Below are 13,896 nucleotides of genomic sequence, written 5' to 3' on the forward strand. Positions count from 1 at the left end.
CCTTAAACAAGGGAATTAACATTCACAAAGAATAATTCCGTTGTCGTTATTAAACTCTATTACTCCGCTTTTGATTTTGTAAGCAAACTCACCTTTGTCAGCACTTACGGTCTCAAAATTCTTAGCATAGTTATCTGAAATTCCAGCTGAGAAAATTCTAACATCACCTTCCTTCAGTGCAGAAACAATTGATGCGTGATTTTTCATGATGTGGAAATCACCACTGATACCTGGTACCAGAACTGAATCTACTTGTCCTTCAAACACTACAGATTCCGGGGTTAATATTTTTATAATCATTTTTAATTGCTTTAGGCTACCAGCTAATAGCTATGGGCTATCAGCAATTAGCAATATTATTTGTTCTCAGCTAACATTTTCTCTCCGGCTTCGATAGCATCTTCGATAGAACCTTTAAGGTTGAAAGCTGCTTCCGGAAGGTGATCTAACTCACCATCGATAATCATGTTAAATCCTTTGATTGTATTTTTGATGTCTACCAACACACCTGGAATACCTGTAAACTGCTCAGCAACGTGGAAAGGCTGAGATAAGAATCTCTGAACTTTTCTTGCACGGTAAACTGATAATTTATCTTCTTCAGAAAGTTCTTCCATACCAAGGATAGCGATGATATCCTGAAGAGCTTTATATCTCTGAAGAATTTCTTTTACTCTCTGAGCACAGTTATAGTGTTCTTCACCGATAATTTCCGGAGCAAGGATTCTTGAAGTAGATGCCAATGGATCTACAGCCGGATAAATACCTAATGAAGCAATTTTTCTGTCCAATACAGTTGTTGCATCTAAGTGAGCAAATGTTGTAGCCGGAGCCGGGTCAGTTAAGTCATCCGCAGGTACGTAAACCGCCTGTACAGATGTAATAGATCCGTTTTTAGTTGAAGTAATTCTCTCCTGCATCGCACCCATCTCAGAAGCTAGAGTTGGTTGGTAACCTACCGCTGAAGGCATACGACCAAGAAGTGCAGACACCTCAGAACCAGCCTGTGTAAAACGGAAGATATTGTCTACGAAGAAAAGAACGTCTCTACCTTGTCCGCTTTCACCACCATCACGGTAGTATTCAGCTAAAGTAAGACCAGAAAGGGCTACACGTGCTCTTGCACCTGGTGGCTCGTTCATCTGTCCGAAAACGAAAGCAGCTTTAGATTCTTTCATCAACTCACTGTCAACTTTAGAAAGATCCCATCCACCGTTCTCCATAGAGTGCATGAATTCGTCACCATATTTAATAATACCAGACTCTAACATTTCACGAAGAAGGTCATTTCCTTCTCTTGTTCTTTCACCTACTCCTGCGAATACAGAAAGACCACCGTGTCCTTTAGCGATGTTATTAATCAATTCCTGGATCAATACTGTTTTACCTACACCAGCACCACCGAACAAACCAATTTTACCACCTTTTGCATAAGGCTCGATAAGGTCGATTACTTTGATACCTGTATATAATACTTCAGCAGAAGTTGATAACTGATCGAATTTAGGTGCTTCTCTGTGGATTGGCAAACCATTGTCTTTAGATAATTCCTGAAGTCCGTCGATAGCATCTCCTACCACGTTGAACAATCTACCATTTACTTCTTCACCAATAGGCATAGTAATTTGTCTTCCATGTCCTATTACAGATTGTCCTCTTTGAAGTCCGTCTGTTGCATCCATAGCGATACATCTCACTGTATCCTCACCGATGTGTTGTTCAACTTCTAAGATCAGACCTTTCTGGCCTTCTCTGACAACTTCAAGTGCGTCATAAATGTTTGGTAGTTCCTCTACTTCCTGAAATACCACGTCGATTACCGGTCCGATAATCTGTGCAATTTTTCCCTGAATTTGGTTTGCCATTTCTAATTTTTTTCTTGAGTGCAAATATAGTGATATTCCTCATATCTGCATTGTCTGTAAAAAAGATTTTTATCATATTTGTAATGCCTAAAATTTTTCACCTTGAAAATTGTAAAAAATATAGCTGAATATAGCGATGCAATGGGACTTACAATGTCGTTGGGAATGTTCGACGGAGTACATAAAGGCCATCAGGAAATTATAAAAAAACTAGAAAAGCATAGTGAAACCCACCAGCTGGAGAGTGCATTGCTCACTTTTTGGCCGCATCCCCGAAAGGTTTTGCAACCAGAAGTTGAGATAAAATTACTCAATACTCTGGAGGAAAAACTACAGCTTTTAGAACGTTTTGGAATTCAAAAAACATTTCTTCAGGAATTCAATGACGACTTCAGAAATCTTTCCGGAGAGGATTTTGTGAAACAAATTTTGCTGGATAAACTCCATATGAAGCATATTGTGATTGGCTACGATCATCATTTTGGAAAAAATAAAAGCGGAAATTTTGAGCTTCTCGAAAAAATGGCTTCAGAAAACAATTTTGTTGTGGAAGAAACCAAAGCTGTTCTTGTGAATGAACTTGCAGTAAGCTCTACAAAAATAAGGAATGCGTTGTCTGAGGGAGATATAATAACAGCTAATGAATTCTTAGGTTACCACTACCCTGTAAGCGGTACAGTCGTAGGAGGTAAAAAAATAGGAAGAACTATTGGCTACCCAACCGCCAATATAGATGTAGATCCTATAAAGCTGCTTCCTAAAAACGGAGCCTATATCGTAGATGTAGAACTTAACGGACAAATGCACAAAGGAATGTTGAGCATAGGTACAAATCCTACAGTAAACGGAACTAAAAAAACAACGGAAGTATATATCCTGGATTTTGATCAGGATATCTACGGAGAACATATTACCGTATACTTCAGAGATTATCTTCATGATGAGATAAAGTTTGAAAGTCTTGAAAAACTGATTGAAAGACTGGATGAAGATAAACAGCTAACAATAGATTTCTTTAAATAACAAAAAAGCGAAAACCTGGGTTTTCGCTTTTTTATTTATTACATTTTCGCATCCATCAGCTTGTCTGTTTTCACAGATCCCTGTTTCATTTCTATTTTTATAACAAAAGCTTTATCTGTCTGGTAATCTTTCGGGAGGATAATATCATAGTATGTATTCTTATCCAAATCCAATCCCATATCGCTTTGTTTTAATTCCAGTTTTCTGTTCCCTGTAAGCAGTGAAGCAGAAGACGGAACTTCTGTAGCTTTCTTATCTACTCTTAATCTCACAATCTGATTAACAGGTCTGTTAAACACTGTTAAGTAGGTATTATTACCTTTCTTTGTAAAATATCCATAGTTGGAAAGGGACATCGGAGAATGTTCTACATTATAAATAGCTTCAGCATTTACTTTTGTCCATTCACCTATTTCTTTCATTATTTTATCCTCTTCAGGGTGAAAATTCCCGTTACCATCGGGTCCAAAATTAACAACAAAATTACCTCCCATAGAACGTGAACGCATCAACATTTCAATTAGATCATCAGGTGTTTTGGTATAAATCCCATTCCAATCTTTCATGTAACCCCAGCCATTTGGCGGAATAGTCATTACACAATCCCAGTCGTTCCCGTTAAGAGATTCGTAATTTTTTGGAAGCTTACGTTCCCAACCCTGCTCATAATCGCCCAGCAAATCTCCGTTAGTATCGAAGTGCCTTTTTTGATTTTCATCGTTACGGAAACGACTACCGATGATAAGCCCTGGATGTTTTTCGCGAAGTTTTTTCTCCAGATTATAGGTAAATTCATAGGCACTTTTCCACGAGGCATCCCATGTTCCGTCGAACCAAAATCCTTTAATCTGTGGATAGTTCTTCAGCAACTCCAGTAACTGATTTTCTGTATATTTCAAAAATTTAGAATATTTAGCCTTCTCTTCAGCTGTTTGGGGTGCTTTGTAAAGATAGTCAGGATTATTCCATTCCAAAATAGAAAAATATAGGAAAACATCTATCCCCTCAGCATCATAAGCATCTACAATTTGCTTTACAATATCTTTTTTATAAGGCGTTTTTGTAATATTATAAGCAGAGTACTTTGTAGGCCATAAAGCAAAACCATCGTGATGCTTTGTTGTAAAGATTACATATTTAGCGCCCATATCTTTAGCCTGTTTCGCCCAGCGTTTGGCATCAAAATCTTTAGGGTTAAACTGTTTATATAGATTATCATAGGTATTCTTCCAATCCTTAGGAGCTGTTGGTCCGCTCCAGGAACGTATCCACTCCGATGCTGCTGCCCCGCCTCTGGCACTTACACCATTCCATTCGTTTCCCGGAATAGCATAAATTCCCCAATGGATGAACTGCCCTAATCCGTATTCTCTGAATTTCTGCATCGCTTCATCTGTCCGGTGAGCTGGCGTGATGGGGCCGTATTTCAGCACCACCCTTTCCTTAGGCTTCTCCTGTTTTTCTCCGGTCCATGCCTGAGCCTGCATCATAGCACTCATAGAAAGCACGGTCAGAAGGCTTAAATTAAACATTGATTTTCTCATGGTATTAGTTGGTTGTTAGTTTTTAGTTATTGGTTGTTAGTTGATGGTTCCTAGTTTTCAGATAATGCCTTAAAATGTAATAGAGTATATACTAGTCCTGTAACATTGCTACATTATCTCACTCTAAAGTCCATGTCATTTCATCGGTCAGTTCTTTTCCACCGGATTTACCAATAGCTTTAATGGTATTTGTTCCTTTTTGAAGCTGAGCATTTTCTATTACCCAATGTTTCGCATTCACACCATTTTTAGCCTGATATTCTTTTCCGTTAACCGATATTTTAACCTCTTTTAGATTAGAAAACACCTGAATTTTAGAAACCGGATTTTTACGCATATTATCTCTTCTATTCGCCAGATATATCATTGGCTCTGGGTTCCAATTGGCCTTATACCAGTAGAAAGAATCTTTTTTACGTTTGCGGTCAAAGGTAATCAGCCCTTTTAGGTTTCGGGCGTTTACACCACCACGATTCCACATCGGAACTGCAAATTCAAACATATTCCATACATAAGAAGCGGCAATCTGCGGATGTTTTTCTATAATCGCCCATTGCTGAATATGGGTCTCTGTCTGATAATTTTCCGGAAATGATTTCCCGGAAACCACATCTGCAGGCTGTTTTACTTCTTCAGCTCCAATATCCATATTTCCGTCTGCGCCGTATTCGGTAAGGATTACTTTATACTGTGCAAAATTCTTTTCCAGTCCTTGTGCCCAATTTTCCAGATCACCAATTTTACCGCCATACCAGCCAAAATAGTGGTTAATTCCCTGAACATCAGTTGTAAGATTTTCTGGCCTGTCTACCTGATTATAGCCATTTACAGCTCCTGTCATCCGGTATGGGTCTATTGCTTTTGCAATATCACTTAGCTGGCGCGACAATACAGGAACTTGTTCGTCTTTGGTCTTGGAATAGACCTCATTATGTACCCCCCATATATATATAGAAGGGTGATTATAATTTTGCTTTACCAATTCCGTCATTTGTTGTTTCGCATTGTCATTCTCCTGATAAGAAACAGCATTTACGAAAGGAATTTCTGCCCATACAAGAAAACCGTACTGGTCTGCCAGTTCATACATCTGCGGGGCTTGCTGGTAATGAGCCAAACGAATAGTTGTAACGCCCATTTCCTTCATCAGGTCCATATCTCTTTTATGCTGCTCATAAGACAGTGCCGAACCATATCCCCATTCATCCTGATGGCGGGAAACGCCATGCATTGGGTAATGTTTTCCGTTCAGAAAAAAACCTTTTCCGGGAATTACCTCTACAGTTCTTACACCAAGGTTTTGCTTTAGAACATCTGTATCGGTACCATTAACAATAATTTTGGAAGATACGGTATACAAGTAAGGATCGCGCACACCATCCCAAAGATGCGGATTCTTCAGATTAATATTCTGGGTAACATAAGTAGTCCCCTGCGGACTTATGTTCACAGGATTTTTTACTACCGCTACGGTTTTACCATCTTTATTAATAACAGAAGTCTCCAGTATAGCATTCTGAATTGTTTTTTCAGTAGTTTCGAGTTTTGCTTTTATTTCTATATCTGCACTTTTCGCAGATACATTTTTCTGGCTAATAAATATTCCGGGTGCGGCATAATCCGTTACCACAAAATTGGTTTTATTCGTCGTAATCATACTTACCGGACGGTAAATGCCTCCATAAATAGGGAATAAAAACTGATTAACGGGAATAACATCTTTACGCGCCTGGTTGTTGGCGATAACTGTCAGTACATTTTCTTTACCATAGTTTACCGAATTGGTAATTTCGTAGGCAAACTGGGAATATCCTCCTTTATGCTCCCCAATAAATTTATTGTTGATATAAAGCTTCGCAACGCTTCCTACTCCTTCAAATTTCAAAAATGTTCTTTTGTTTTTTTGCGCATCACTTACTGTGAATTTCTTCTGGTATAATACATTTCCGGTATAAAAATTATTATCCCGCTGCATATCATCTTTGTTGAAAGTGTGAGGAAGTGTAACACTTTCCCACAGATCTATATTGGAAGGCTTAAAATCCTGTCCATTGTCGAAGTTAAAATTAAAAGTTTCGTTTCTGGGCTGGAAGAATTTCCAGTCTTTATTGAAATCTTCTGTAACCCTTTGAGCATAAACTACAGAGGCAGATGAAAGCATTGTAAGCAACAGTGCCTTGTTAAAATGATTCAACATGATGTTTGTTTTGGTTATTAGTTTTCCAAAAATAGGAATTTTTATCCAGCATTCTCTGCTAATTAATTATATTATAAATATCTATAAAGTTTTAATTAAAAACTGTATGCAAAACATAATTATTGAAATATAAATAATCATAAGGCCTCTTTTTTGACAAAATAAAAATTAAACACAGAATATAAAAATGATATCCAATCAAATAATGGAAATTTTAATAGCTATATTAATTTATAATAGATAAATTTGCATTAAAGAAAAGAGGAAAATGAATACGAAAGAATTGCAGGAATACCATGATAGATTTGACGTGATCAGATCCATGGATAGTTTTGTTTCAGAGGCCGTTGATGATAAATTAATGGACCCGGATGATTGTTGGCAACCTAATGACTTTTTACCAGATATGGAAAGGGAGGATGCATTGGACGAGATTAAAAAATTACGCGAAAGAGCTGCTAACATTCCCAATACTGTAATCACCTCATTGGTAGGAAATATGATCACTGAAGAGGCATTACCTAGCTACCAGACTTATTTCAGTTTAATTTTCAATGAAGATAAAGAAGTAACTTCCGATAAGGGCTGGGCAAGATGGTCCAGAGCATGGACAGCTGAAGAAAACCGTCATGGTGATCTTCTTAATAAATACTTGTACCTGAGTGGACGTTGCGATATGAAAAAGGTAGAACAGACGATTCACCGCCTTATCTATAACGGATTCGATCCTGATGCAGAAAAAGATCCATATCAGTCTATTATCTATACATCCTTCCAGGAAAGAGCTACAAAAATATCTCACGTAAATACAGGGAAACTGGCTGATAAGGCTGGAGATAATGTTCTGTCTAAAATCTGTAAGCAAATTGCAGGTGATGAAGCAAGACATGAAAATGCCTATAAGTCTTTTATGACAGAAATCTTCAAGAAAGATCCTAATGGTGCTATTGCAGCTTTTGAAAGAATGATGCGTAAGCAGATTTCTATGCCGGCTATGCTAATGGATGATCAGGCTTCAAAGAGCAATATATTTATCGATTTCTCGGCTATTACTCAGCAAATCGGTGTATATACAACATGGGATTATGCTGCTATTATAGACCACCTTGTTAAGTACTGGAAAATTGAAACTTTAACTGGTTTACAGGATGGATTTACAAAGGCTCAGGATTATCTGTGTCGTTTGTCTGATCGTTATAAAAAGATTGCTGAAAGAATGAAAGTTCCGGAGGAAATAAACTTACACTGGTTAAGTAACCCTAAATTCTCATTCTAAAAACAGTACAGAAATACAAAATGCAGCCTTTAGGGCTGCATTTTTACATTAATAACAGGTCAGATACAAATTCTGGGAGATCCAGAGAAAACATTACTGTTTGGAGATAGTATTCCTCCTGAATACTTACTTTCCTATACATCTGTTTTTACACAAATTAGGCTCCTCCGGAGCTTTATTCTGATTCCTGCTATTCCTCTATCTCATATGGAAAATATAGTTCATTATAATGAATGGGGAGCTCCGTCAGGAGCTTTATCTCTATAGATTATAAATATGAAAATTCAAGGCGTTCCGGAGGAATGCTATCTTGATAAGGAGAGTAAATATTACTTCAAAATGCAGATTAAAGGAGTAAAGAACAGCATATTTTTCCTATTCAGATTAACACAACTTTTCTCTTAGTCTCCAACTTTTGCACCTGATCCTTAATAACAGAAAAACAGCAGGCTCAGTTGAACCTGCTGTTTGTTATTTTTTAAAGCCTTACTTTTATTATTTCAGATATTTTACAATAGCCTCGTCTGTAGGTTTTACTTTACTCGGGAATGAATTGATTAATTTTCCTTTATCATCCAGTAAAAACTTCGTGAAGTTCCACGCAATATCAGTGTCTTTTACTCCATTTTGCTTTTTTTCTGTAAGGAATTTAAATATTGGTGCAATATCTTCTCCTTTTACAGAAACTTTCGCAGCCATAGGGAAAGATACTCCGTAATTAGCTTCACAGAAGCTATGTATATCTTCATTTGTTCCCGGTTCCTGCTGTCCAAAGTTATTTGCCGGAAAGCCAACAATAACCAGTTTATCTTTATAATCCTGGTAGATCTTCTCCAGGTCCGCATACTGAGGTGTGAAACCACATTTAGAAGCAGTGTTTACAACAAGAATTTTTTTCCCTTTGAATTTAGAGAAATCAATTTCGTCACCAGTAAGCCCTTCCACTTTATAGCTATAGATAGTCTTGCTTTGTGCTGCAATAAAAAGAACTCCTGCCACAGACAATGCAAATAATAAGAACTTTTTCATCTGTAAATATTTTTTTAAAATTTGGTCGGATGGTACTCGCATGATAGTCTTCATCCTTAAAATTATTAACGAATCATGCCCGTTTTATAATATTTATATTTTATTAAAATTTAAAAGTATTATTCGGGAATACTTTATTCACTTCTATTTTACTAAACAAAAGTACATAATCTCCTTCTTTTTTCTGAGATGAAGATTCAATTCTGAATGGCATTAACAGATTCCCTACTTTACGGTAATCATAATAAGTTAGAATATCTGTTTTGTTAATCTCTCTTACAAGCATATACGTATTGGCATCAAAATAGTAAATAGTTTTGTTTACATTCTTTACCAATTCCACTTTAAAACAATCTACGTTACCGATTTTTTCTTTGCCCAGATAGTTTGCTACAAACCCTTTAGAATCATAATCTATAAAGTCTGTATCGAAACTTTCTGCAACATAATCTTTTACTTCTACCAGCTTATTCGTTGCAAAATTCATAGAATAACCTTTCTCTCCGTCAAAACCTTCAATTGCATACTCTTTTCCTTTAATGGTAAAGCTTGTTTTCTTCAGATTAGGTCTTTGCTGGAATATTTTAACAGGATATTCTTCACTAACACCCAGAACTACTTTCCCCTGTAACATTATAGAGTTAAGCAATTTCCACTGTGTTAATCCTCCTGTACTCTGAATGTTTTTTTCAATAATTTGCTCCGCTGTCTGGGAGAAAAACATTTGGCAGACACCAACAAGTACAACTAAAATAAGTTTCTTCATAAATATTTTTAAAGTTAATATTTCCGGAGATTAGCCTTTATTAGCTATAATCTCCTTAGCCTTTTTCAGATCATCCGGAGTATCAATACCTACGCCGATAAAATCGGTTTCGAGAAGTTTTATCTTCATCCCGTATTCCAGATATCTGATACATTCAATTTTCTCAGCTATTTCCAAAGGCTTTTGCTGAAGTCTGGCAAAGTTAAGTAATGCCTGTTTTCTAAAAGCATAAACGCCAATATGTTTAAAATATTCTGCCTGAAAAGATTCTTCTCTTGGATAAGGAATTACAGAACGGCTAAAATAAAGTGCAAAACCGTTGTTGTCGGTAATTACTTTTACATTATTAGGATTCTGTACTTCTTCAGCATTGTGAAGTTTTATTTTCAGCGAAGCTAATGAAATTTCTGCATTAGGATCGTTTTCGAATACTTTTATCAGTTGGCCAAGAGGTTCTTTTTTCAGAAAAGGTTCATCCCCCTGAACGTTAATCACAATATCGCAATCGATATTCTGAACCGCTTCTGCTATCCTGTCACTTCCCGTTTCATGCTCACCTGTCATTACAGCCTTGCCTCCGCTTCTTGTTACTTCTTCAAAGATAATCTCTGAATCTGTAGCTACAAAAACATCATCAAACAAACCTGTTTCTTCAACATTTTTATAGGTTGTAGAGATTACAGTTTTATCCTCCAGAATCTCCATTAATTTTCCAGGAAATCTGGTAGAATTATAACGTGCAGGAATAACTGCGATTACTTTCATGTTATAAAGTTATAAATTATGAGTTATAAGTTATGAGTTCTTCTTGCTTGTGATAATAATACTTCTAATAATTTTAAGTAATTCCAATGCTCCGGAATGTAAATTGGTAAACTCTGATTCTTCTATATAATCGGTTGCTTTTAGCAATTCTAGCCAATAAATGGTTTCATCACATTCCTTCTGAGCGATTGAAAGTTTATGAATGAAATCAGCTTTACTTTGTCCATTTAGAGCTTCTCTGACATTTGCACCTATAGAAGTTCCTGAACGCATAATTTGTTTAGAAATTATAAATTCTTTCTTTTCTGCAGTAAATTTCTTATAAAAATTTACAATGCAAATGGCAAACTCAAAACTCTTCTGTCCAATGATGCTGTTTTCACTCATACCTCATTATTCATAACTTATAACTGAATGTTATACTAATTTAGCAAGTGCTTGCTCCAGTTTTGGTAACATGTTCTTGATTTCATCAAGAGAAAGACCTCCTACTGATGCACGGAACCATGGTTCTGTAACTTCGCAACCGAAAGCAGAGAATGGAACTAATGCAACGCCGCCTTCCTGAATTAAATAGAATACTAAATCTGAAGAGTTTTCTATTTTCGCTCCGTCTGGTTTTGTTTTACCAATAAAGTCAAGCTTAATTGTAAGGTATAAAGCGCCCATAGGCTGAATACTCTCTACTGCCAATCCTTTATTTTTAATCTCCTGAATTCCTTCGTGTAGAACTTTCAAGCTTGCCTGTAATTTATCTTTGAAATCCGTAACAAAATGATCTACATTTTCCTGGTTTTCATAAAACTTAGCTGTAGCCTCCTGCTCTGGCTTTGGAGCCCATGCTCCAACGTGCGTTAACAAGGCAGCCATTTTCCCCATAATAAGACTTGGTCCGAATCCCCATCCTACACGTACTCCTGTTGCAGCAAGACATTTAGAAATACCATCAATATAGATCGTATATTCTTTCATTTCCGGGAATAAAGAAACCGGATTAAAGTGCTCTGCTTCAAAAGTAAGATTGGAATAAATCTGATCATACATCAGATATAGAGGCTTCTCGTCTGCACCACGCTTTTTATTTTCCTCCAATACCATTTCACAGATATCGGAAAGCTGCTCTTTGGTAAACATTGTCCCTGTAGGATTAAGCGGAGAGCATAAAGCTAATAAAACTGCATCTGATAAGTGTGGTCTTAAATCATCTGCTGTTGGCAGGAAATTGTTTTCCTGAGTTGTTTTTACTTCTACCGCATTAGCTGAAGTAAGGTATGCATAATGATTGTTATTCCAAGAAGGTGTAGGATAAATTACTTTATCACCTTCGTCTACAATGGTTTTATAAACTGCATAAATCAAAGGACGTGACCCTGCAGTAATTAAAATATCACCTGCCGCATAATCTAATCCCCATCTTGATTTAAGATCTTTGGAAACAGCCGTTCTTAGACCCAATAATCCGTTTGCTGGCGGATAATTGGTAAGATTATTCTGATAAGCTTTCTGAATTTCGTCTTTTAATCCCGCAGGAATTGGATAAATATTGGAGTTTAAATCTCCAATAGTAAGGTTAGCGATTTCAGCTCCTTTAGCCTTCATATCGTTAACTTCATTTCCTATTTTTACAATTTCTGAGCCTATAAGGTTTGCGGCTAGTTTAGATACTTTCATATTTTTAGTGGACAGTTATAGATTAACGGTCTTTTATTTGGTTGATTATAAATTCAAGTCTGTTTTAATCTGCTGTATTTTAGCCTCCAGAGAAACTAATTTATCTTTAAAATCCTGTTCGGAAGAGATTTGTGCTTTTACAGAAACGTAGAATTTAATCTTTGGTTCTGTTCCGGAAGGACGAATACATACTTTTGTTCCGTCTTCTGTATAATAAATTAATACGTTAGATTTCGGAATATCATTCATTACAGACTTCTCATTCGTAGCAATTACAAGACTTGTCTGCTCCTGGAAATCTTTTACTTCTGCTACAGCGGATCCTGCTAAAGTTTTTGGCGGAGACTGACGGAAATCTGTCATCATCTGCTTAATCTGATCTGCACCATCTTTTCCTTTTTTCGTAATATTTACCAATCCTTCATAGTACATTCCAAGATCTTTGTAGATATCGATAAGGTACTCATAGATTGTTTTACCATTGGCTTTGCACCATGCAGCAATTTCGCAAGCTAAAAGAATACTTCCGCAAGAGTCTTTATCACGAACGAAATCTCCGGTCATAAACCCAAAGCTCTCTTCACCTCCACAAACAAATTTCTCCTGTCCTTCTGCTTCACGGATCATTTTACCAATCCATTTGAATCCGGTCAATCCAACCTTACAGTCAACTCCAAATTTCTTAGCAATATCATAGAAAATATCAGAAGTTACGATTGTAGATCCGATAAATTCTTTTCCTGTAATTCTACCTTGTTTTTTCCACTGATCTAAAATATAATAAGTAAGGAATGTATTGGTCTGATTTCCGTTTAACAACTGCATTTCTCCATCCAGATTTCTTACAGCAATTCCTAATCTGTCACCATCCGGGTCTGTTCCTATTACAATGTCAGCATTGGTAACCTTAGCCAGATCCATTGCCATAGAAAGTGCAGCAGGCTCTTCAGGGTTTGGAGATTCTACTGTCGGGAAGTTTCCACTAGGGATCATTTGTTCCGTAACCAGATCTACTCTTGTAAAGCCTGCTTTTGCAAGAGCTTTAGGAATAGTTGTATATGTTGTTCCATGGATAGAAGTGAAAACAATATTCAACAGATCTCTACCAACGTTCTGATATAATGAATTTTCAATACAAGCATCGATATAAACATCATCCTGATCTGCTCCTATCCATTCAATTAAATCATCGTTTCCGTCGAATTTAATCTCATTAAACTGAGTTTTTTCTACTTCGGAAATAATTCCGTTATCATGTGGCGGAACTACCTGTGCTCCGTCATTCCAGTATACTTTATAGCCATTATATTCCGGCGGATTGTGTGATGCTGTTAAAACAATACCAGCATTACATTTCTTATCTCTTACTGTAAAAGACAATTCCGGAGTTGGCCTGTGTTCTTTAAATAGTAAAACTTTAATACCATTTGCCGTTAAAACATCTGTAACTAATTTTCCGAATTCTGGAGAATTGTGACGCACGTCATAAGCGATAGCAACTTTAATTTGTTCACCCGGAAATTGTTGATGAAGGTAGTTTGCTAATCCCTGTGTTGCCTGCCCTAATGTATATTTATTCAGACGGTTGGTACCAACACCCATAATTCCGCGCATACCTCCTGTTCCGAATTCCAGATTTTTATAAAAAGCATCATCCAACTCTGCCGGATTGTTATCTATTAATGCCTGAACTTCTTTTTTTGTTTCATCGTCGAAACCTTCTCCTAGCCACAATTTTGCTTTATCTAATGACGTCATAT

General features: G+C 36.7%; 13 protein-coding genes. 3 read left to right on the top strand and 10 right to left on the bottom strand.

The genetic code is table 11. The annotated features are described in order from the left end of the window. Positions 1-15 precede the first annotated feature (15 nt). Entirely contained in the window at positions 16-300 is a 285-nt protein-coding gene (locus BAZ10_RS14380) for a F0F1 ATP synthase subunit epsilon (protein ID WP_009090662.1), read from the bottom strand. Positions 301-356: 56 nt separating this feature from the next. After that, complete coding sequence (atpD, locus tag BAZ10_RS14385) at positions 357-1,865, bottom strand: F0F1 ATP synthase subunit beta (protein ID WP_009090660.1); 1,509 nt, start codon at positions 1,863-1,865, stop codon at positions 357-359. A 102-nt stretch (positions 1,866-1,967) separates the two neighbouring features. Between atpD and BAZ10_RS14390 the strand changes: the two genes are divergently transcribed. Then, positions 1,968-2,888: a bifunctional riboflavin kinase/FAD synthetase gene (locus tag BAZ10_RS14390; RefSeq protein WP_078772627.1), complete on the top strand. Its 921-nt coding sequence runs from the start codon at positions 1,968-1,970 to the stop codon at positions 2,886-2,888. Between the two features lie 38 nt (positions 2,889-2,926). On the opposite strand, the gene BAZ10_RS14395 is transcribed toward BAZ10_RS14390, so the two are convergent. Both BAZ10_RS14395 and BAZ10_RS14400 read right to left on the bottom strand, forming a co-directional pair. Continuing rightward, positions 2,927-4,432, bottom strand: coding sequence for an alpha-L-fucosidase (locus tag BAZ10_RS14395; protein ID WP_078772628.1), 1,506 nt, complete (start codon positions 4,430-4,432; stop codon positions 2,927-2,929). A gap of 118 nt (positions 4,433-4,550) precedes the next feature. Next, positions 4,551-6,629, bottom strand: a complete 2,079-nt coding sequence (locus tag BAZ10_RS14400) for a glycoside hydrolase family 2 protein (RefSeq protein ID WP_078772629.1) — start codon at positions 6,627-6,629, stop codon at positions 4,551-4,553. Between the two features lie 268 nt (positions 6,630-6,897). Between BAZ10_RS14400 and BAZ10_RS14405 the strand changes: the two genes are divergently transcribed. Together BAZ10_RS14405 and BAZ10_RS19380 are read left to right on the top strand one after the other, a co-directional pair. Continuing rightward, positions 6,898-7,905, top strand: coding sequence for an acyl-ACP desaturase (locus BAZ10_RS14405; RefSeq protein ID WP_059156306.1), 1,008 nt, complete (start codon positions 6,898-6,900; stop codon positions 7,903-7,905). A 276-nt stretch (positions 7,906-8,181) separates the two neighbouring features. Next, positions 8,182-8,310: a hypothetical protein gene (locus tag BAZ10_RS19380; protein WP_262488187.1), complete on the top strand. Its 129-nt coding sequence runs from the start codon at positions 8,182-8,184 to the stop codon at positions 8,308-8,310. A gap of 90 nt (positions 8,311-8,400) precedes the next feature. Here BAZ10_RS19380 and BAZ10_RS14410 read toward each other — a convergent pair whose 3' ends face one another. The 6 genes from BAZ10_RS14410 to BAZ10_RS14435 all read right to left on the bottom strand — a co-directional run bounded on the left by BAZ10_RS14410 (position 8,401) and on the right by BAZ10_RS14435 (position 13,894). Then, on the bottom strand, positions 8,401-8,934 hold the full coding sequence (locus BAZ10_RS14410; RefSeq protein ID WP_078772840.1) for a glutathione peroxidase: 534 nt from the start codon (positions 8,932-8,934) through the stop codon (positions 8,401-8,403). Positions 8,935-9,037: 103 nt separating this feature from the next. After that, on the bottom strand, positions 9,038-9,700 hold the full coding sequence (locus tag BAZ10_RS14415; protein WP_078772630.1) for a histidine kinase: 663 nt from the start codon (positions 9,698-9,700) through the stop codon (positions 9,038-9,040). Positions 9,701-9,730: 30 nt separating this feature from the next. Further along, on the bottom strand, positions 9,731-10,465 hold the full coding sequence (kdsB, locus tag BAZ10_RS14420) for a 3-deoxy-manno-octulosonate cytidylyltransferase (protein WP_078772631.1): 735 nt from the start codon (positions 10,463-10,465) through the stop codon (positions 9,731-9,733). A gap of 30 nt (positions 10,466-10,495) precedes the next feature. Further along, on the bottom strand, positions 10,496-10,852 hold the full coding sequence (locus tag BAZ10_RS14425; RefSeq protein ID WP_059322394.1) for a four helix bundle protein: 357 nt from the start codon (positions 10,850-10,852) through the stop codon (positions 10,496-10,498). A 30-nt stretch (positions 10,853-10,882) separates the two neighbouring features. Continuing rightward, positions 10,883-12,136 (bottom strand): pyridoxal phosphate-dependent aminotransferase, encoded by a 1,254-nt coding sequence (locus tag BAZ10_RS14430; protein ID WP_078772632.1) that lies wholly within the window; start codon positions 12,134-12,136, stop codon positions 10,883-10,885. A gap of 45 nt (positions 12,137-12,181) precedes the next feature. Continuing rightward, positions 12,182-13,894, bottom strand: a complete 1,713-nt coding sequence (locus BAZ10_RS14435) for a phospho-sugar mutase (protein ID WP_078772633.1) — start codon at positions 13,892-13,894, stop codon at positions 12,182-12,184. Between the last annotated feature and the right edge of the window lie 2 nt (positions 13,895-13,896).

Source organism: Elizabethkingia occulta (assembly GCF_002023715.1).
GTDB classification, from domain to species: Bacteria; Bacteroidota; Bacteroidia; order Flavobacteriales; family Weeksellaceae; genus Elizabethkingia; species Elizabethkingia occulta.

Coding starts and splice junctions, on each gene's coding strand:
- BAZ10_RS14380 (WP_009090662.1), bottom strand. CDS start 300: ATGATTATAAAAATATTAACCCCGGAATCTGTAGTGTTTGAAGGACAA.
- atpD (WP_009090660.1), bottom strand. CDS start 1,865: ATGGCAAACCAAATTCAGGGAAAAATTGCACAGATTATCGGACCGGTA.
- BAZ10_RS14395 (WP_078772628.1), bottom strand. CDS start 4,432: ATGAGAAAATCAATGTTTAATTTAAGCCTTCTGACCGTGCTTTCTATG.
- BAZ10_RS14400 (WP_078772629.1), bottom strand. CDS start 6,629: ATGTTGAATCATTTTAACAAGGCACTGTTGCTTACAATGCTTTCATCT.
- BAZ10_RS14405 (WP_059156306.1), top strand. CDS start 6,898: ATGAATACGAAAGAATTGCAGGAATACCATGATAGATTTGACGTGATC.
- BAZ10_RS19380 (WP_262488187.1), top strand. CDS start 8,182: ATGAAAATTCAAGGCGTTCCGGAGGAATGCTATCTTGATAAGGAGAGT.
- BAZ10_RS14410 (WP_078772840.1), bottom strand. CDS start 8,934: ATGAAAAAGTTCTTATTATTTGCATTGTCTGTGGCAGGAGTTCTTTTT.
- BAZ10_RS14415 (WP_078772630.1), bottom strand. CDS start 9,700: ATGAAGAAACTTATTTTAGTTGTACTTGTTGGTGTCTGCCAAATGTTT.
- kdsB (WP_078772631.1), bottom strand. CDS start 10,465: ATGAAAGTAATCGCAGTTATTCCTGCACGTTATAATTCTACCAGATTT.
- BAZ10_RS14425 (WP_059322394.1), bottom strand. CDS start 10,852: ATGAGTGAAAACAGCATCATTGGACAGAAGAGTTTTGAGTTTGCCATT.
- BAZ10_RS14430 (WP_078772632.1), bottom strand. CDS start 12,136: ATGAAAGTATCTAAACTAGCCGCAAACCTTATAGGCTCAGAAATTGTA.
- BAZ10_RS14435 (WP_078772633.1), bottom strand. CDS start 13,894: ATGACGTCATTAGATAAAGCAAAATTGTGGCTAGGAGAAGGTTTCGAC.